This window comes from Methylophaga sp. UBA3603, from assembly GCF_002375335.1.
GTDB lineage: Bacteria > Pseudomonadota > Gammaproteobacteria > Nitrosococcales > Methylophagaceae > Methylophaga.
In genome coordinates, this window is sequence record NZ_DFMC01000009.1 from 717,142 (window position 1) to 736,799 (window position 19,658).

Sequence of the window (19,658 nt, forward strand, 5' to 3'; positions counted from 1 at the left end):
GATTGATTTGTCTTCTGGCAGCTTAGCGGGTAGTTTTAAGGGAATATCGCAAAGTAACAGACGAATATTCCTTGTCTGACTCTAGCTGAGTGTCCGGATATAACGCATTGTGAAGAAACCATAAAACGCCTATGTCAGATAAAAATGAAAAACTTAAGATTGCTCTGTTAAATATCCATGGTCTTATTCGTGGTCATGATCTCGAACTTGGTCGAGATGCCGATACTGGCGGTCAGACACTGTATGTGCTTGAGCTGGCTCAGGCTTTGTCTGAGCAGGAAAAGGTCGGTGAAGTTTTACTAATTACCAGACGAGTCGAGGATGATGAGGTTTCGCCTGATTATGCCCAGCCTATTGAAGAGCTAAACGAAAAATTACGTATCATAAGAATTGATGCCGGGCCTGAAGAATATCTGGCCAAAGAACAAATATGGGAATATCTCGATACCTTTGCCGATAATCTGGTGGATTTTTTCCGTAGACAGGCGTTTTTACCAGACATTTTGCATAGTCATTATGCTGATTCCGGACTGGTTGCCTCGCATATTGCCAATCAGCTGGGAATACCACTAATCCATACCGGCCATTCACTGGGACGAGTCAAACGCAGAAGATTGCTGGCCAGTGGCGTGGATATCGATCAATTAGAACAACAGTACAAGATGAACCAGCGAATTGAGGCAGAAGAAATTACGCTGGCTACCGCAGAGCGGGTGATCACTAGTACGCATCAGGAAATTGAAGAGCAGTATGAGCTTTATGATCACTACCAGCCGGCTCAAATGCGTATCGTGCCGCCCGGTACTAATGTTCAGCAATTCACTCCACCAAAGGGAGATGAACTGCAAAGCGAGTTATTTAAACGCATTACCAAACATCTGGATGAACCGGAAAAACCGATGATTCTGGCATTGTCGCGGCCAGATAAGCGTAAAAATATTGTCAGTCTGATTGAGGCCTATGGGCAGTCAGAACAATTACAGCAACATGCCAATATTCTGGTAATTGCTGGTAATCGTGATGATATTGATGATCTGGAACGAGGGGCACAGGAAGTATTTCATGAGCTTCTGGTGGCGATTGATCGTTATGATCTTTACGGCAAAGTCACTATTCCTAAACATCATCGTCGTGATGAAGTGCCACTGATTTATCGTATAGCAGCCGCAACCAAAGGGGTATTTGTTAACCCGGCCCTGACAGAGCCATTTGGCCTTACTTTAATTGAAGCTGCTGCCAGTGGCTTGCCGATTGTTGCCACCGAAGACGGTGGTCCCAGAGATATCATGGCGAATTGTCTGAATGGCGAATTAATTGATCCACTGGAAATTTCCAGTATCAGTTCTGCGATAGAGAAACTGTTACTTGACGATGATTATTGGCAACAGTGTCAGCAAAATGGCCTGAAAGGCGTCACTGAACATTATTCTTGGGAAGCACATGCAAAACGCTACCTGGAAATCATTGAACCGATTGCTGCACGCACTGAAAAATTACTGCGCTTGCCAGTTGAACGTCGTGAAATGGGACGCGATGAAAGAGCACTGGTCACCGATCTGGATTTGAATCTGATTGGTGATGATGAATCCTTGCAGGCATTGCTTGGTCTGCTGCGGGATAATCGTAAAAGTACCAAATTTGTTATTGCTACCGGCCGACGCTTGGATCAGGCTTTAAAACTGATGAAAAAACATCGTATTCCCGAGCCGGATATTCTGATTACCAGTAGCGGCAGCGAAATTTATTATGCACCAAAACTAACACCGGATACGGCATGGACCAAACATATTGACCATTTGTGGTTACCTCATCGGGTGACTAAATTGCTTGATGATATTCCAGGGCTGGAACGACAGCCCAAGTCAGAACAGAGTCAGTTCAAGCTAAGTTATTACATCAATCCCGAACAGATAGATGTTGAGGCCGTGAAATCATTGTTACACCGAGAAGAGTTATCGGTACATGTTCAGCTCGCCTTTGGTCAGTATCTGGATATTCTGCCGCTCAGAGCATCAAAAGGTATGGCGTTGAGGTTTGTTGCAGATCGCTGGCAAATGCCGCTGGAACGTATCTGTGTGGCCGGTGGAAGTGGTGCCGATGAGGATATGATGCGTGGCAACACACTGGCTGTTGTTGTAGCAAACAGGCATCATGAAGAACTGTCACAGCTGGAAGATTTTTCACATATCTATTTTGCCCATAAGCCTTATGCTGCAGGCATTATGGAAGCGATTGAATATTATAATTTTTTTGAAACCACCTCTGAACAAGCAACAGGTTCAAATTAAATGAGTGCAAGATTATTACTCTGTACCGATATGGATCGCACTGTCATACCGAACGGAATGCAGGCTGAACATCCCAATGCACGCAGGCGATTCCGAAAATTCTGTCAATCGGAAAATGTTTGTCTGGTATATGTGACGGGCCGCCATCGTCAATTGGTTGAAAAAGCTATTCGTACCTATAGCCTGCCACAACCGGATTACATTATCAGCGATGTGGGAACTAAAATATTTCAATACAAAGATAAACGGTGGCAGGAAGTAAAGAGCTGGTGTGATGAAATTGCCAAAGACTGGAACGGTCAATCACATTCTGATTTGAAGGCCTTGCTGAGTGATATCAAAGATCTGCAATTGCAGGAGTTCAGTAAGCAAAACACCCACAAACTGAGTTTTTATCTGCCGCTTTATCTCAATAAGGATGAGGTCATTGCGCAAGTGCATAACCATCTGCAAAAAAATGGAATCAACGCTTCAGTAATGTGGAGTATTGATGAGCTTACCAATGTTGGTTTACTGGATGTGTTACCGGAACATGCTACCAAACTGCACGCGATCGAATTTTTGCAAAGCCGTTTGGGGTATCAGGATACCGAGGTGGTTTTTGCTGGTGACAGTGGTAATGATATGCCGGTTTTAGCCAGCCCGATACAATCGGTGGTGGTCAATAATGCCTCAGATGAAATCAAAGCCATGGCACAACAATTAGTCGCAGAAAATGGTCACCCACAGTCACTTTATATTGCTGTTGATCCAGGCCCGCTGGGCATGAATGGCAATTACAGTGCAGGGGTATTACAAGGTGTTTGGCATTATGCCGAAGGATTCAGAAACCAACTTGAATCGGGAGACAATACATGAGCCAGCAGTCCGCGCTAGCCATATTTGGTGAGGTATTATTTGATTGCTTTCCGGATGGTGAACGAAAACTGGGCGGAGCACCTTTTAATGTCGCTTGGCATTTACAAGCCTTTGGGGATCATCCGGTTTTCATCTCCAGAGTTGGCAATGACGAATCCGGTCAGCAGATCCGCAATGCGATGGAAAATTGGCAGCTTTCTACTGAAGGGCTGCAAACAGATAATGAACATCGCACGGGCGAGGTTCAGGTCTCTTTGCAGGGCAGCGAGCCTTCATACGATATCAGAGCTGACCGGGCTTATGATTTTATACAAACAGCAGAGCTGCCAGGCCTGCGTAATGATGCCATTGTTTATCATGGTTCTCTGGCGTTAAGAAATTCAGTGTCGAAAGATGCTTTTGAGTTTCTGACACGTCCCAAATCCGTCTCGGTTTTTATGGATGTGAATTTACGCACACCGTGGTGGAGCAAGGAAGATATATACAAATGTCTGGAACGTGCGAAGTGGTGCAAGCTGAATCATTTGGAATTGAATGAACTGGGCTTTAATTCAGCGGATTTGCAGCAGGATATGACCCGGATGCAAACCCATTTTCAATTGGAACAACTGATCGTGACACGGGGAGAGGAAGGAGGTATCGTGCGCTGCAACGATGGAACCTTTTATGAACAGAAACGGGTTGCTGCTGAGCAGCTGGTTGATACTGTGGGTGCAGGAGACGCTTTCAGTGCAATGTATATTCACGGGTTGTTAGCCGGTTGGCCAGTACAGAAAATTTTATTGAATGCCCAGCATTTTGCCAGCAAAGTGATAGGATTACGGGGAGCGGTCAGCGAGGATCCTGCTTTTTATTCTGAGTTCACATAACCACACACCCAGAATTATCCGACTCTTTAATCAGGAAATTACATGTACGAACAGCAATCTCATTCACTTCTGAATGCCATCCTGAATCAGATTGAACCAGAGTTTTCCAAACATGATCTGCGTTATTTCTACACGCGGCTGGGTGCCAACTTCTACGCCATTCATTCGTTATTTGAAAGGCTGTATGGCAAACGCCCGGACTTTGCCGAACAGGCCCAGCGTCTTGTTGAGACACTTGCCAGACAATATATCGATCGGTCTGAAGAATTACGTGCTAAGGATATAGAGCGGGAACAGGATTACAACTGGTTTCTCAGTCAGAAGTGGGTTGGCATGGCGCTGTATTGCAATGGGTTCGCCAAAAATCTGCAAGGCATGCGTGAACATCTGCATTATTTTCAGGATTTGGGTATTAATCTGGTACATGTCATGCCCATCATGAAATGCCCTGAAGGGAAAAGTGATGGTGGATACGCTGTCAGTAATTTCCGTGAAATTGATCCCCGTGCCGGAGACCTCAACGATCTGCGTGGTTTGGCTGGTGATCTCCGTCAACGTGATATGTTGCTGGTGATGGATGTGGTGTTAAATCACACTTCTGACCAGCACGAGTGGGCACAGAAAGCACGTGATGGTTATTCGCCTTATCGCGATTATTTTTATACTTTTGAAAACCGTCACGTCCCGGATATGTTTGAGCAGAGCATGCCTGAAGTGTTTCCGGAAACAGCTCCAGGTAATTTCACCTGGAACAAAGAAATGCAGCGCTGGGTAATGACGGTATTTAATGAATATCAATGGGATCTTAATTACAGCAATCCCACCGTATTTATAGAAATGCTCGATATTATCCTGTTTTGGGCCAACCAGGGTGCCGATATTGTGCGGCTGGATGCAGTGGCATTTTTATGGAAAAAGATCGGCAGTACCTGTCAGAACGAACGCGAAGCCCATCTGATTTTGCAGCTAATGAAAGACTGCTGTCAGGTAACAGCGCCGGGTGTATTGTTTATTGCTGAGGCCATCGTTGCTCCCGTCGAAGTGACTAAATATTTTGGCGAAGATGCGGTCATCGCCAAAGAATGTGAAATTGCCTATAACGCCACATTTATGGCGTTGTTATGGGATGCAGTGGCCACCAAAAATGCCCGACTGCTGAATCAGGGAATTAAAAGTCTTCCGGTAAAACTGGAGCGCGCTACCTGGTTAAATTACATCCGCTGCCACGATGATATCGGTCTAGGGTTTGATGATAAAGACATAGAGCTGGCAGGTTACGAGCCACGTGAACACAGACGCTTTTTGATCGACTATTTCACCGGACAATATGCTGATTCACACGCCAGAGGTGTACCATTTGGTCAGAATGATAAAACCGGCGATGCCCGTATTTCCGGCTCTCTGGCCTCGCTGGTGGGGTTGCAATATGCCATTGATATCGGAGATGAGCAGGCTATTGATGATGCGATACGCATCATCGTGTTATTGCATAGCATGATTCTGTCATTTGGTGGCTTGCCGTTACTTTATTATGGCGATGAAATTGGTACAACCAATGATGAAAGTTATCGTGATGATCCAGTCAAAATGGATGATTCACGCTGGGTACATCGACCATTTATTGACTGGAAAAAAGCTGAACAGCGAAATGTACCGGGTACAGTTGAATATCTGATTTTCAGCCAGTTGAAGACACTCATTGCGGTGCATAAAGAACTGGATGCATTTGCTGATTTTAATAATCGGGATTTGGTCGAGGTAGATAATCCGCATTTGTTTGTTTTTGAGCGTTACCATCTGCAAAAACCTGCCGATCGGGTCTTGGTGATTGCGAATTTCGATAAACAATCTCAGCGTCTGGATTTGGACCAGTTACCGAGATGGTCACAATCCTATCAGGGGCATCTGGTGGATGCTATTACCGGACAAAGTCCCGAGAAGTTTGGCAATACAGTGGTCATCCCGCGGTTTGGTTGTTACTGGTTGACCGAAGTCTGAATAACTTGAGGGTCTGTTGATTTTTCATAGTCGTCACTGAAAGATCAATAGAACCTATAACTTACAGTTATCATCCTGACAGGACTTATCACCGAATAATCGGGCAATCGGATGACGAAACCGGGCGAAAAACAGATAGGCTAAATCTGCAAACCAGCGAATGACCGGCCAGCGTAATATCTGCAACCAGCGATGATGACCTACAAGGCCCCAGGCTTTAGCCGTCACATCCAGCCCGGTAATGATTTGCCCATTTGCCAATTGACCATGCAATCTTTTATCGGCGCTAACGACATCAATGTAGGGATAACGATAAACAAAGTCAGTGGCGTGAATATCTTCAAAATGCAGTCGTTGTCGCGTATCAAATTGTTTTAATAAAGCAATTTCTCTAGTGCACAAAGGGCACTGACCATCAAAGAATACCGTCAATTGATGCATTTTGTGTTCTCTACTGAAAGTGGTTGTCATTCTGACGTTCTCAACGCTACTTAGTTCTGAAACATCGAACCTATATCTCTCTTTGCAGTCTCTGAACTGTCAGCTTTTCATCCCAATGGAGTTTTGAAACCCTATGACCACAGGAATATTTTGGTTCACCAATGATCTGCGACTGCATGATCAGCCTGCATTATGGAAAATGCAGTCGGTTGATAAACTTATCTGTGTGTTTTGTCTGGACCCACAGTGGTTCAGACCTAATGGGTTGAATGCCAAGGCGATGGGGGAGCGTCGTTTACAGTTTTTAGTCGAGTCGCTAAAGGATCTGCAGCAACAGCTTCAGCATGTCGGACAAGTACTGATTATCAAACAACAAACCCCGCACCTGGCGCTGACAGAATTAATCAATAAATATAACGTCGATATTATTGCCCGTAGCCAGCATGCAGGTGTTTATGAAAATCGTCACTGGAAGCTGTTACAACAACAATTTCCGGATCGTGAATTCGTGACAGAACCAAGTCACACATTATTTTCTGCTGATGATTTACCATTCCAACTTAATCAACTACCAACATCATTTACCCAGTTTCGTAAACAGGTCGAAGATTTAGTGCTGCCCAGGCCTATGTCGAGTCCTCAGCAATTGCCACCAACGCCAGGACCAATTGCGGTTGATGAGATTCCCCAGCCGGTATTTCAACCCTCAAAATTTACTGGAGGGGAAACGGCTGCACTGAAACATATCAATGATTATTTCTCCAAGGACCTGCCAGCCAGTTACAAAACTGTGCGAAATGAACTGGACGGCTGGACCAATTCAACCAAATTTTCTCCCTGGTTGGCGTTAGGCTGTCTTTCTGTAAGACATCTGGCTTCCCGGCTCAAAAACTATGAACAGACTAAGGTCTGTAATGATTCGACTTACTGGATTTACTTTGAATTACTGTGGCGGGAATACTTTCAATGGTATGCCCATCGTTATGGCGCCAGATTATTTCGCTTTGACGGAATAAAAAACACTAAAAGCCGACGTTGCTATTACCCGGAACGTTATCAGAAATGGTGTAACGGTAATACACCATATCCGCTGGTCAATGCCTGTATGAAACAACTTAATGCTTCAGGTTATATGTCCAATCGGGGACGGCAGATCGTTGCCAGCTGTTTTGTTCATGAGTTGAATCTGGATTGGCGCTTTGGCGCCGCTTATTTTGAGCAGCAATTAATTGACTATGATGTCGCTGCCAATTGGGGCAATTGGCAATATATTGCTGGAGTAGGGGCTGATCCTCGAGGTGGACGGCAATTTAATATTGAAAAACAAACCCGGCAATACGATCCAGATGGTGAATTTATCCGTCATTGGCAGGGAGACATTGATATTATCCCGCTGGATTCAGTTGATGCGGCTGACTGGCCAATCATGCCTCCTCCCAAAAAATGACCCGTCAATTAATCAATGTCGTCTGGTTTAAACGTGATTTACGTTTATCCGACCATGCAGCGCTTAATGCTGCATGTGAACAGAATTTACCCATTTTATTGTTATATATTGTGGAACCCTCGCTGGTGGATGATGCGCATTACAGCCTGCGCCATTGGCGATTTGTCTGGCAGTCATTACAACAGTTGGATCAGCAGCTGATAGTAAACAAAGCCAGTGTGGTGGTGATAGAGGGGGAAGCGCCAGCTGTCTTTGAACAATTACAGCAGTATTATCAGATTGATACGGTTTTCAGTCATCAGGAAATAGGTCTGAACATCACCTATGAGCGAGATAAAATTCTCCATAAAAAGTTTAAACATCAACAAATTAGCTGGAATCAATTTCCACAAGGTGCGGTCATTCGTGCCGCAAACAGTCGTGAGGACTGGGATAAACATTGGCAACAGGTCATGCGGCAATCCGTGCCGGAAAGTAATTGGCAACAGGCTGACTTTATTACCGAGGTGCAGATGACACCATTCACGCCTCCGGTCGAATGGCAGCAAACGGATATGCTTTTTCAATATGGTGGCGAATTGACCGCGCAAAAAGTGTTGGCTGAATTTTTTGCCAAGCGTGGCAAACTTTATAACCGACAGATTTCCAGTCCGGATCTGAGTCGGCAATCCTGCTCCAGAATGTCACCGTATCTTGCCTGGGGCAATATCAGCCTGCGACAGGTCTATCAACAGTTACTGGAGCACTGGAATGACCCCGGCTGGCGAAGAGCCTTGGCAGCACTCTCTTCAAGGTTGCACTGGCATTGTCATTTTATGCAGAAATTTGAAAGTGAAACGGAAATGGAATTTCGGCCGGTAAACCAGGGTTATCAATCTTTCCCCTGGCGAGAGGATAAGCAATCGGGAGTTGATTTGATAGCCTGGCAAAATGGTAAAACCGGTTATCCGCTGGTCGACGCCAGCATGCGTTGTCTGAACGCAACCGGCTATATCAATTTTCGAATGCGCGCCATGTTGGTCAGTTTTTTATGTCATCAGCTGCATATTGACTGGCGGCGCGGAACCTATCATCTGGCCCGGGTGTTTCTGGATTTTGAGCCGGGTATTCATTATCCACAACTACAAATGCAGGCAGGGGTTACGGGCACCAACACCATTCGTATTTATAATCCAACCAAGCAAGCTGAAGAACAGGACCCCGAGGGTAAGTTTATCCGTGAATGGTTACCCGAACTCTGCGATTTACCTAATGAAATTATTCACCGACCATGGGAAATCACACCTATGGAGGAAATGATGTTAAATTTTCAGTTGGGGAGAGATTACCCGTATCCCATTGTTGATATCAAAGATACCTCAAAACAAAGCCGGGATCGTTTATGGTCATGGCGTAAACGTGACGATGTGCAACGTGAAAATCAACGTATACTGCGTCGCCATGTACGATTGACCCGTCGTTAACAGATTCGAATTGCCAGCGAACGGTTTCACCCCTGATAATAACGCTATAAATTCCTCAATATTTTTTCCGGAGAACATATGACACTTGCCTTTGCTGCGGTGATTTTTGGTTTGATTTTATTAGTATGGAGTGCTGATCGATTTATTGATGGTGCCGCAGTTTCTGCCCGCTACTTCGGTATGCCGCCGTTACTAATCGGCATGGTGATAGTCGGTTTCGGTACTTCAGCACCGGAAATGGTGGTCTCTGCATTGGCCGCAACGCAAGGCAATCCTGGCCTCGCTCTGGGCAATGCTTATGGTTCAAACATTACCAATATTGCGTTAATTCTGGGCCTGACCGCAGTACTCAGTCCGATTGCAGTGCATTCACAAGTGTTGCGCAAAGAGTTGCCGATTCTAATCGCAGTGACCGCCTTGGCTGCCTGGCAGTTAGCTGATGGTTCATTGTCGCGTCTGGATGCCGGAGTGTTGATTTTGGTGTTCTTTATGTTGATGGGCTGGACCATTTATCAGGGCATGAAGAAATCACCAGATGCATTCGGTACCGAAATGGAAGCTGAATTCAATACAGAATCAATGAGCTTGAAAAAAGCATTGATTTGGTTATTTATCGGTCTGATTTTTTTGATTATCAGTTCACGAATTTTGGTCTGGGGCGCAGTAGAAATTGCCGTAGCGTTTGGTGTCAGTGATTTGATTATTGGTTTGACCATCGTGGCCATCGGAACATCATTACCCGAGCTGGCCTCATCACTGATTGCTGTAAAAAAAGGCGAGCATGATATTGCGCTGGGTAATGTTATTGGCTCAAACCTGTTTAATACCCTGGCTGTAGTGGGTATCGCAGGATTGATTCATCCTTTTGGTGTTCCAGCAGAAATACTTACACGGGATATTGCCGTTATGGCTGGTCTGACCATAGCGATATTTATCTTTGGCTTTGGTTTTCGCGGAAGACAAGGGCGTATCAATCGCGTTGAAGGTAGTGCGTTAATGCTGGTGTTTGTCGCTTATACAGCCTATCTCGTCAGCACGATTGTGACTTAAGCGAAAATTAACAGCAGTTTAAATGGCTATGAATAATGGTGGCCTGAGGTCTTCTCAGGTCACCATATTTTTTATATTTGGGCTCCACATTCTCAATACTGATTACTATCTTATTTATCGTCATTTCCTATGATTATCTGTCTCTCTCGACAACCAAATAATATTGTGACTTGCATCACATAAATATTTATAAGATACTTCCGCTCTTAAGTGTTTGATTACTAAGGATTGGGTATGAAGACGGGGCTGGGCGAGGTAGACGATCAATGTCTGCAAGTCGTATTGGACATAATCAGCGATGGTGTGTGGGACTGGCATGCAAATACCGGATACGTTTATCGTAGTCCTGGTTGGTTCAGAATGTTGGGGTATAACGCCGCCACTCTTCCTGCCAGCGTAGCATCCTGGGAGCAAAATCTGCACCCAGAAGATCATCAGCGTGTATTAGCCCACTTCGATAACTACATACATAATCATAGCAGTTCATACCAGATTGAATACCGACTGAAAAAGGCTGATAACAGTTATTTGTGGGTAGAAGACCGTGCCAGAATTATCGAATGGAATGAAGATGGTTCTGTTGCAAGAATGATTGGCGCCCATCGGGATATCAATGAACGAAAACTCAACCTGGATCGGCTGGCGCAACAAAATCATTCTCTGGAAGACCTGGTCGAAGAACGTACTCACCAGTTGATTCAAACCAACGCTGAACTGGAAAGCAAGATTGCCGAAGTTCAACGCCTCGCTGAAACAGACACACTTACGGGTGTAGCCAACCGATATCGTTTGGAAAAAACACTGGAGCTGGAAGTCGAGCGGGCTGAGCGTTTCAAGCAACCACTCTCAATAATTGCCCTCGATATCGATGATTTTAAAATCGTAAATGATGAGTTTGGCCATGCCAATGGAGACATGGTGTTGGTTCAGATGAGTCGTTTATTAAAAAAGAATATTCGCGAAATCGATTTGCTGGCACGCTGGGGCGGTGATGAGTTTATGATTTTGTTACCGAATACCGGCCTCGAAGCAGCAGCCCATACCGCTGAAAAATTAAGACAATTGATCGTGGATGCCAAATTGGATAAACGCGCTACTATCACCACGAGTTTTGGGGTAGCGCAGTTGCGTCAGGGAGAATCAGCTATGCGCTTGTCGATCCGCGCCGACAATGCACTTTATCAATCTAAAGACTCTGGGAAAAACCGTATCAGTTCTTAATCTGCATCATTGCTGGAGAGGTGCTTTTTCTTCAACAAGCCATGAATAATAGATCAGCAACGATCCGGCATAATGCTTTTCCAACCACGCTGCCGGGCTATATTTTCTTAATACTATGCCTTGCAGATTAAGTATAAACCACTTCTAAACCAGTCTTGCCCAGAGGTCATGCTCATCGGCTTCTTCAAATTCCACCTCAACAATATCTCCCACTTTTAAATGGGTGGCGTGATCAATAAAGACTTGGCCATCAATCTCAGGGGCATCAGCACGGCTCCGCCCGACGGCACCTTCTTCAACAACTTCATCGATAATCACAAAATCGCGTTTCCCAACTTTCTGTTGCAGCCGGTAGGCACTGATTTCTGCCTGTTTCGCCATAAAGCGGGCCAGACGTTCCTCTTTAATCTCTTCAGGCACCGGATCGGGTAATTGATTTGCCACTGCACCATCAACAGGCGAGTATTTGAAAGCACCGGCTTTATCCAACTGAGCCTGATCAAGAAAATCCAGCAATTCCTCAAATTCAGCTTCGGTTTCACCGGGGAATCCCACGATAAAGGTACTGCGAAGAGTGATTTCTGGACAAATTGCCCGCCAGGCCTGGATGCGTTCCAGATTATTTTGTGATGAAGCCGGACGTTTCATTAATTTGAGAATACGCGGGCTGGCATGCTGAAACGGAATATCCAGATACGGCAGAATTTTGCCTTCAGCCATCAATGGAATCACATCATCCACATGCGGGTAAGGGTAAACATAATGCATGCGCACCCAGATGCCGAGTTCACCAAGAGCTTTGGCCATGGCTGTAAAGCGGGTGGCAATTTTCTCACCCTGCCATTCGTATTCAGCGTATTTCAAATCGACACCGTAAGCACTGGTATCCTGCGAAATAACCAGAATTTCCTTTACACCAGCGTCAGCCAGACGCTTAGCTTCAGCGATTACCTGATTCACTGGGCGACTGACCAGATCCCCACGCATGGAGGGGATAATGCAGAAGGTACAGCGATGATTACAGCCTTCGGAAATTTTCAGATAGGCGTAATGTCGGGGAGTTAGTTTGATGCCCTCAGGTGGCACCAGACTAATAAACGGATCATGGGGTTGTGGAAGATGTTTGTGAACCGCGCCTACCACTTCTTCAAGCGCATGAGCACCGGTAATTTCCAGTACCTGTGGATGCTTTTCTCGGATGGTATTGTCACGGCTGCCCAGACAACCGGTCACGATAACTTTGCCATTCTGCGCAATGGCTTCACCAATACTTTCCAGTGATTCATCAACGGCAGAATCAATAAAGCCACAGGTATTGACCACCACTAAATCAGCATCATCGTAATTGGCGGAAATTTCATACCCTTCTGAACGTAATTTGGTGATGATACGTTCGCTATCAACAAGTGCTTTTGGGCAACCGAGACTGACAAACCCGACCTGAGGAGCTTTCATAAGCGTAACCTGTAACTGGGAGAGAAAAGCCCGCTATTCTATACTGTTTATTAGGGCTTGTTGAATTTTCATATCCACCACTGCTGGTGGCTATTTTTGTGTCCGACAAGGCGGAAAGAACGCCGTGTAGCCATCCTACATAAGTGATTGACAAATGAGTCTGGAACTCATTTGAACAGCTTAGCTGGCCGCGCAGCGGTGAAATACAGGGTGTATTTCATACAACGCAGGCGGGCGCAAAAATAGTCCCAGCCCTTCGGGGTGTGTCTGAAAAAGCGCCACTCTGCGTTGCTCGTCGCTTATTTAGAACAACTAAAAGGCGCTCCTCGTGCCTTGATTGACGCTTTTTCAGCTCACAACAGCGGCGGAGATGAAAGTTCAATAAGCCCTAGAGCTTGTTGAACTTTCATAGTTACTTCTGCGATGACATTGAATTTTTAACAGCACCGGGGTAGATCGCAATTTTATACAGTTGAATCAAGCAGAATTAATTGTGTAATTTGTTTGTCAGCATTTAACCGAGCATAATTTATACATACATAACATGCCCAAGGTGATTATGATGATAAAAGCGATTTTATTTGATATCAGTGGTGTATTGCATGTTGATAACGAGCCGGTAAATGGCGCTATAGAGGCCATTCAGCTGGCTCGGAACGAGCAAATAGTGGTGCGCTTTGTAACCAATACTTCCCGAAAAACCAGCACCGACATGTTGCAGTCACTGTTGCAGATGGGCTTCGATCTGAGTGTTGAGGAAGTGTTAACCGCTCCCGGCGCAGTGAAGTTAGCGTTACAGCAACGCAAATTGCGTCCATATTGCCTAGTGCATGAAAAGCTGCGCCCGGAATTTGCCGATCTGGATCAAAGTTCTCCCAATGCTGTGGTCATTGCCGATGCCGGCGATGGATTTAATTATGCGAACATGAACCGGGCATTTCAGTTGGTGATGGATGGGGCACCGCTGCTTGGTATAGGTTTGAATCGATATTTCCGGCAAAACGAAGAGTTGCAGTTGGATGCTGGCCCCTTTATTGCGGCACTTGAATTTGCCTGTGATGTGGAAGCTGAGATTTTAGGCAAACCAGCAAAAGCATTTTTCCAGACAGCAGTGGAATCTACTGGTTTTGCTGCTGAAGAAGTACTGATGATAGGAGATGATGCGTTTGCTGATGTACAAGGTGCGTTGACAGCAGGATTAAGAGGTTGTCTGGTGCAGACCGGAAAATATACACCGGGAGACGAAGATAAAATCCGTCATCCCGGTGCATGGGTATTACCTTCTGTGGTCGAGGCAGTAAATCAGGTGGTCAAACCGACTTATGCCTATTCGAATAAATAGGCGCCATATCCGACGACGCTTTCTTTTTTGCGGACGATATCACCGGAATTACTTAACGCCATGATTTGACCGGACATATTTGCATTGCGGGCATACTCAAGAAAGCCGCGGATGGCATCACAGCCACAGGCATGAAACTTATCAATATCGTGATTATCCATGCTGATAATAGCCTGTGAAGTATATTGGTCTATCTTGCGTGCGGTCTCATAATCCAGGTAGTGACTCAGGTCAGAACTGATCACAATTAACGATTTAGCATCCTGGGTTGCCGTACCCAGAACATCGGCAATCAGCGAAGAACTAGCTTGGCCGGTGAGTAAAGGCACAATTTCAAATTGATTTAGCGAATATTGTAAAAAAGGTAGCTGGACTTCCAGACAATGTTCGTTATCATGCGGGCTTTCGTAGGTTTCAACCCCTTTAATGCGGCTTAACTGAGGGTAGATTTTTTTGTCTACCGCCACACTGCCAATCGGCGTAGCAAAATAATCCGCCTCGCTCATCGCAATGCCTTTGAAATCTGTACGATGCGAGGGACCAATTAAAATGACCCGTTCAATATCATCGGCTACTTCCATTAAGGACTGATAAGCCTTGGCAGCGACTTGACCGGAATAGAAATAACCCCCATGCGGAACAATAAGCGCTTTAGCATGATGGTGAATGTGGTCTGAGGGCTTATCAAACTGTTTTGCCAACAAGTCTTCAAGCTCTGCTGAACGGGCGGGATAATACAAACCTGCAACTGCACTGGGGCGAATCGAAATCATTGTTTTTATCCTCAACTCTTGGGTCTGTTTACCTTTCATAACCACCACTGCTGGCGACTATTTTTCCGTCCAACAAGGCGGAAATGATGCGATGTAGTTGTTCTACATAATTCATTTCCAACGCAGTAGGGTGGAAAAATTGTCCCAGCCCTTCGGGTTGTGGCTGAAAATCTACCACTCTGCGTTGCTCGTCATTTATTTAGAGGAACTAAACTACACTCCTCACGCCTTGATTGGTCTATTTTCAGTCACAACAGAGGCGGCTTTGAAAGGTAAATAGACCCAAGGCCTTGGATGATTGAGTATTCGCTTCGCAATATGGATTTTCAAGCAAGGATTTAGCTGTAAAAAATGATCAATACCCGGAAACCTGATGTGTCGGGCATTGATCACTTGCGGGAATTTTTCCCGAAATATAAATGTGGTACAGATGAGACATAGTGGTGCGCAAACTACTTATTTTTCAATAATTTACGCTTCACCTTTTTGCAGCAGTACTTCATATTCTTCCATGGTAATAATGCCGCCTTCCAGAGCCACTTTAGCCTTTTCTTTATCATCTATAACGTCTTGAACGGCATCTAAACGCTTCCAGACTGGTAATGGTGTCTGGCATTCAGCTTTTGGCACATATCGAGATTCACTGATGCGTTTATAACGGTGAATATAACGAGGGCAGTTCTGAAACATATCTTCAATGGTGACTCTGACCACCAGTTCTGCTTCATGAAATAACGCCAGATCTGCCGGATCGCGACTCAGTTCGGCAGTACCATGAACCCGAACCCGGTGTGGAGTTTCAAAATCGATAAACAACATGCCAACTTTTTTATTGGCATCAATATTACCCATCGACAGATACATGCCGTTACCGTCAAGACTGGGAAAGGCGAGTGTTTTTTCATCGAGAATTTTTACAAAACCAATGTCGCCGCCCTTATGGGAACAGGTTGGAAACCCCCGGTGATCAACCGTGGACAGGAAAAAGAAATCACGTGATGCGATAAACTCACGATGCTGATCAGTAATGTAATCAGTGATAATGGCCTCGCCGACTCGATCCGCAAGTTTTTCTTTATCGAATTCCTGTTGTAATTGCCGATGCTGGGTGCCATAAATTTCAGTCATAGGTTCTCTCTCTTTATAAGATTTTTCTTGTGGGCGACAGTTGAGCATTGTCGCCAAAGACTGTCAAATAGCTCAGCAATCCAACCAGGGTGCATTGCGAGCGAAATATTTCTGCAAATAGGCAATCAGAATCTGACTGCGCCTTGGCAAATAGCGGGTTTGTGGGTAAACCGCGAAAATGCCAACCTCGTTGTCATACATATAGTCACGCAATATGACCTCAAGCTTTCCTGATTGCACAGCCTGATAACAAAGAAAATCTGGAGAGAAGATAATGCCTTGGCCTGCGATGGCTGAATCACACAGAAAATTACCATTATTAGCTGAAAGCTTGCCCTGCAAATGCAAACTGATGGGGCTGCCATTGTGTTGAAACACCCAGGTTTCAGAGGTATTTCGATAATGCAAAATAGCATGGTCATTAGTAAGATCGATGGGAATGACTGGCGTGCCATGATAGGCCAGATATTCTGGACTGGCACAGACCAGCAGCCGTGTAGATGAGAGTTTTTTTGCAATTAAGGTTGAGTCATCCAGTCTGGCGATGCGGATTGCCAGATCAAATCCATCAGCAATCAAATCAACCTGTCGATCATTGAAATCAATCGACATTTCAATCAGGGGATGTAATTGCTGAAATTCCTGTAAGGCGGGCCCCAAATGCATTAAGCCAAAAGATACCGGCGCGGAGATTCGTAACTTGCCGCTGAGTTCGGCTTCAATATCGGATATCTGTGCTTCTGCCTCTGCAATATCATCCAGTAATCGCAAACAATGCTGATAATAACGGTGTCCGGCCTCGGTCAGCGTTTGGCGTCGGGTGGTGCGTTGCAGCAGAGTCACATTCAAACGTTTTTCCAAATCTTTTAACCGCCTGCTAACTGCCGATTTCACGGTATCAAGCTGTTCGGCAGCGAGACTGATACTGCCTGCTTCAACAATACGTTTAAACGTTTGCATATCTTCAATTTGATTCACTGCCATATCCTTTTATTGTTCTTTATATATCAACAATAAATTCTTTATAGCATTCTTTATCAAAATTTCAAGAACTATAAAATGTCACCGTACTAACTTAACCGACCTATAAGAGGAATTAAATGATGCAAAAATTAAACGTATTACATATTAATGCCAGTGGTCGTTATGACGGATCATTAACCCGGACTGTCTCGACCCAGTTGACCGAAATATTGGCTAGTCAACATGATGTAACCTTGCAGCAACGTGATGTGGCTTCAGGTTTGCCATTCATCAACGAAGAATGGATTAATTCCAACTTTACCGATCCGGCAGATAGAAGTGAGGCACAAAAAAATGTATTGGCCTTATCTGATCAGCTGATTAATGAAGTCAAGACAGCGGATGTGATAGTGATAGCTGTACCGATTTATAACTTTGGTATACCGGCAGCATTGAAAGCCTGGATTGATCTGGTGGCTAGGGCGCGCGAAACCTTTCGGTATAACGAAAATGGTCCTGTAGGCTTACTGGAAAACAAACAAGTTTATCTGGTGATGGCATCAGGTGGCGTACCACTGGAAAGTGATGTGGATTTTGCCAGTCAGTATTTGAAATTTTTTATGCAGTTTATTGGCATTAGCGATGTCACATTGGTCAATGCCAACCACTATTTTGAACAGCCGGACAGCAGCGAGAAATTGGCTGCAGTGATTGCGGCGTAAGGAGGCCATCATGGCACAACAACGTGAAGTGAAAAAATGGATACGGGGTCAGATGACCTCGGATGGGGCGGGGGTGTCGTTAAGACGGTTAATCGCCTCGCATGAAATAGATATGTTGGATCCGTTTTTATTGTTTGATGCGTTTGGCAGTGATAAACCTGAAGACTATATTGCCGGTTTTCCACCCCATCCACATCGTGGTTTTGAAACAGTGACCTATATGCTGGCAGGTAAAATGCGCCATGAAGATAGCGCCGGTAATGCGGGGGTGATTGAAAGTGGAGGCGTGCAGTGGATGACAGCAGGCCGCGGCATTATCCACTCGGAAAAACCTGAGCAGGAAGCGGGTTTGTTGGCAGGTTTCCAGTTGTGGGTAAATCTGCCCGCTGAACATAAAATGATGGCACCACGCTATCAGGAAAAAGCAGCCAGCGAGATTGCAATAGAGACACGCGAAGCAGGTTTAACGGTAAAAGTAGTAGCCGGTGAAACGCTTAATGGAACCAAAGGCGTTATAGATAATAGTTTTATTGAGCCGGTTTATTTTGTGATTGATGCGCCTGCGGGTAGTGTATTTGAAGACCAGATACCGGCTACTCATAATGCTTTTATTTATGTGGCAGCAGGTCGAGTCAGTATTGGCGATAAACCGACTTCAATCGGTGCCTCGCAGCTGGCGGTACTAAAAGAAGGTGATGCGGTGAAAGGGGTGGCAGAACAGGACAGCATATTCATTGTTGTGGCTGGCAAACCGATTAATGAACCAGTTGAACGGGCAGGACCATTTGTAATGAATACCCGTGCTGAACTGGAACAGGCTTTTGCTGATTATCGCAGCGGTCAGTTTGCCTGATTTTGAGCCCGGAATTATCCGGGCTTTTTTGCGGTATCAACCAGAGCTTGTTTATCTTGCATGTCCATCACTGCCTATGGCTGATTTTTTGTCCAGAATGGTAGTAATGAAAGATCAATCGCCCTAATAAATGTTAACTTACTATAACAACAAGAATATTTTCTCATTTCACGGGGTGTTAACGAGGGGCTGTTTATCTTTCACAGCCGCCAGCAGTGCTGGCTCTGAAAGATAGACAGACCCTAGTCTTTAATTAGGAGATATGCTGATGAAAATGTATGGAAGATTTGCTGCCATGATCCTGACATCCACTCTCGTGATGTTCGGTTTAATGTACCTAAATACCTATCAGGCTGATCATGTGTTTTTCAGTGAAACCCGAAGTTATATGGCACTGATAATGGGGGCAACCATGGCAATAGTGATGTTGAGCTTTATGCTGCACATGTATTCCAACGTCACAGTCAATATCATTATTTATCTTGTCAGTATTGTAATTTTTGCGGGCTCACTCTGGCTGGTAAGGAGCCAGACCACGGTTGATGATGTGTCTTATATGAAAGCCATGATTCCACATCACTCCATCGCAATTTTGACCAGCGAAAGGGCAAAGATTAGTGATCCACGGGTACGTCAATTAGCCGATGAAATTATTGAGGCGCAACGCAGGGAAATTGATGAGATGAAAATGCTGATTAACGATCTTCAGAAAAAGTAAAAAACCGGATTGAAAATCTGTCTCTATTAATTAAACAACAAGACAAGGGACTGTAAAAAATTCTGTGTA

General features: G+C 45.0%; 18 protein-coding genes. 12 read left to right on the forward strand and 6 right to left on the reverse strand.

Going from position 1 to position 19,658, the window contains the following annotated elements; all coding sequences use genetic code 11:
• Positions 1-131 precede the first annotated feature (131 nt).
• Genes B4F66_RS10685 through B4F66_RS10700 form a run of 4 tightly spaced genes read left to right on the forward strand, consistent with a single transcriptional unit; the run spans position 132 to position 6,013 of the window.
• A complete protein-coding gene (locus B4F66_RS10685; RefSeq protein ID WP_292355854.1) occupies positions 132-2,288 on the forward strand; it encodes an HAD-IIB family hydrolase in 2,157 nt (718 codons plus the stop codon).
• Complete coding sequence (locus tag B4F66_RS10690) at positions 2,289-3,146, forward strand: HAD-IIB family hydrolase (RefSeq protein ID WP_292355852.1); 858 nt, start codon at positions 2,289-2,291, stop codon at positions 3,144-3,146.
• Positions 3,143-4,015: a carbohydrate kinase family protein gene (locus B4F66_RS10695; RefSeq protein ID WP_292355849.1), complete on the forward strand. Its 873-nt coding sequence runs from the start codon at positions 3,143-3,145 to the stop codon at positions 4,013-4,015. The genes B4F66_RS10690 and B4F66_RS10695 overlap by 4 nt, the downstream gene beginning before the upstream one ends.
• 42 nt (positions 4,016-4,057) lie before the next feature.
• A complete protein-coding gene (locus B4F66_RS10700) occupies positions 4,058-6,013 on the forward strand; it encodes an alpha-amylase family glycosyl hydrolase (protein ID WP_292355847.1) in 1,956 nt (651 codons plus the stop codon).
• 54 nt (positions 6,014-6,067) lie between these two features.
• Here B4F66_RS10700 and B4F66_RS10705 read toward each other — a convergent pair whose 3' ends face one another.
• Positions 6,068-6,484 carry a thiol-disulfide oxidoreductase DCC family protein gene (locus B4F66_RS10705; RefSeq protein WP_292355845.1) on the reverse strand — a complete coding sequence of 139 codons (417 nt, stop codon included), beginning with the start codon at positions 6,482-6,484 and terminating at the stop codon, positions 6,068-6,070.
• Positions 6,485-6,587: 103 nt separating this feature from the next.
• On the opposite strand from B4F66_RS10705, the gene B4F66_RS10710 reads away from it, so the two are divergent.
• The 4 genes from B4F66_RS10710 to B4F66_RS10725 all read left to right on the forward strand — a co-directional run bounded on the left by B4F66_RS10710 (position 6,588) and on the right by B4F66_RS10725 (position 11,635).
• Positions 6,588-7,901: a DASH family cryptochrome gene (locus B4F66_RS10710; RefSeq protein ID WP_292355843.1), complete on the forward strand. Its 1,314-nt coding sequence runs from the start codon at positions 6,588-6,590 to the stop codon at positions 7,899-7,901.
• Positions 7,898-9,364 carry a cryptochrome/deoxyribodipyrimidine photo-lyase family protein gene (locus B4F66_RS10715; RefSeq protein WP_292355841.1) on the forward strand — a complete coding sequence of 489 codons (1,467 nt, stop codon included), beginning with the start codon at positions 7,898-7,900 and terminating at the stop codon, positions 9,362-9,364. The genes B4F66_RS10710 and B4F66_RS10715 overlap by 4 nt, the downstream gene beginning before the upstream one ends.
• A gap of 78 nt (positions 9,365-9,442) precedes the next feature.
• Complete coding sequence (locus B4F66_RS10720) at positions 9,443-10,414, forward strand: calcium/sodium antiporter (protein ID WP_292355839.1); 972 nt, start codon at positions 9,443-9,445, stop codon at positions 10,412-10,414.
• 234 nt (positions 10,415-10,648) lie between these two features.
• Positions 10,649-11,635, forward strand: a complete 987-nt coding sequence (locus B4F66_RS10725) for a sensor domain-containing diguanylate cyclase (protein ID WP_292355838.1) — start codon at positions 10,649-10,651, stop codon at positions 11,633-11,635.
• Positions 11,636-11,779: 144 nt separating this feature from the next.
• Here B4F66_RS10725 and rimO read toward each other — a convergent pair whose 3' ends face one another.
• Complete coding sequence (rimO, locus tag B4F66_RS10730) at positions 11,780-13,090, reverse strand: 30S ribosomal protein S12 methylthiotransferase RimO (RefSeq protein ID WP_292355836.1); 1,311 nt, start codon at positions 13,088-13,090, stop codon at positions 11,780-11,782.
• Between the two features lie 562 nt (positions 13,091-13,652).
• Between rimO and B4F66_RS10735 the strand changes: the two genes are divergently transcribed.
• Entirely contained in the window at positions 13,653-14,432 is a 780-nt protein-coding gene (locus tag B4F66_RS10735) for a TIGR01458 family HAD-type hydrolase (protein ID WP_292355834.1), read from the forward strand.
• Here B4F66_RS10735 and amrB read toward each other — a convergent pair.
• The 4 genes from amrB to B4F66_RS10755 form a co-directional block, all read right to left on the reverse strand.
• Positions 14,417-15,205: an AmmeMemoRadiSam system protein B gene (gene amrB, locus B4F66_RS10740; RefSeq protein ID WP_292403362.1), complete on the reverse strand. Its 789-nt coding sequence runs from the start codon at positions 15,203-15,205 to the stop codon at positions 14,417-14,419. The genes B4F66_RS10735 and amrB overlap by 16 nt on opposite strands.
• Before the next feature lie 28 nt (positions 15,206-15,233).
• Positions 15,234-15,383, reverse strand: coding sequence for a hypothetical protein (locus B4F66_RS10745; protein ID WP_292355830.1), 150 nt, complete (start codon positions 15,381-15,383; stop codon positions 15,234-15,236).
• Between the two features lie 293 nt (positions 15,384-15,676).
• Positions 15,677-16,333 carry a pyridoxamine 5'-phosphate oxidase family protein gene (locus B4F66_RS10750; RefSeq protein WP_292355828.1) on the reverse strand — a complete coding sequence of 219 codons (657 nt, stop codon included), beginning with the start codon at positions 16,331-16,333 and terminating at the stop codon, positions 15,677-15,679.
• 72 nt (positions 16,334-16,405) lie between these two features.
• The gene (locus B4F66_RS10755) at positions 16,406-17,311 is read right to left on the reverse strand and encodes a LysR family transcriptional regulator (RefSeq protein WP_292411483.1); all 906 of its coding nucleotides are present in this window, start codon (positions 17,309-17,311) and stop codon (positions 16,406-16,408) included.
• A 122-nt stretch (positions 17,312-17,433) separates the two neighbouring features.
• On the opposite strand from B4F66_RS10755, the gene B4F66_RS10760 reads away from it, so the two are divergent.
• The 3 genes from B4F66_RS10760 to B4F66_RS10770 all read left to right on the forward strand — a co-directional run bounded on the left by B4F66_RS10760 (position 17,434) and on the right by B4F66_RS10770 (position 19,589).
• On the forward strand, positions 17,434-18,018 hold the full coding sequence (locus tag B4F66_RS10760) for an FMN-dependent NADH-azoreductase (protein ID WP_292403367.1): 585 nt from the start codon (positions 17,434-17,436) through the stop codon (positions 18,016-18,018).
• 10 nt (positions 18,019-18,028) lie between these two features.
• The gene (locus tag B4F66_RS10765) at positions 18,029-18,871 is read left to right on the forward strand and encodes a pirin family protein (RefSeq protein ID WP_292355822.1); all 843 of its coding nucleotides are present in this window, start codon (positions 18,029-18,031) and stop codon (positions 18,869-18,871) included.
• A gap of 268 nt (positions 18,872-19,139) precedes the next feature.
• On the forward strand, positions 19,140-19,589 hold the full coding sequence (locus B4F66_RS10770; RefSeq protein ID WP_292355820.1) for a DUF305 domain-containing protein: 450 nt from the start codon (positions 19,140-19,142) through the stop codon (positions 19,587-19,589).
• Positions 19,590-19,658: the final 69 nt, after the last annotated feature.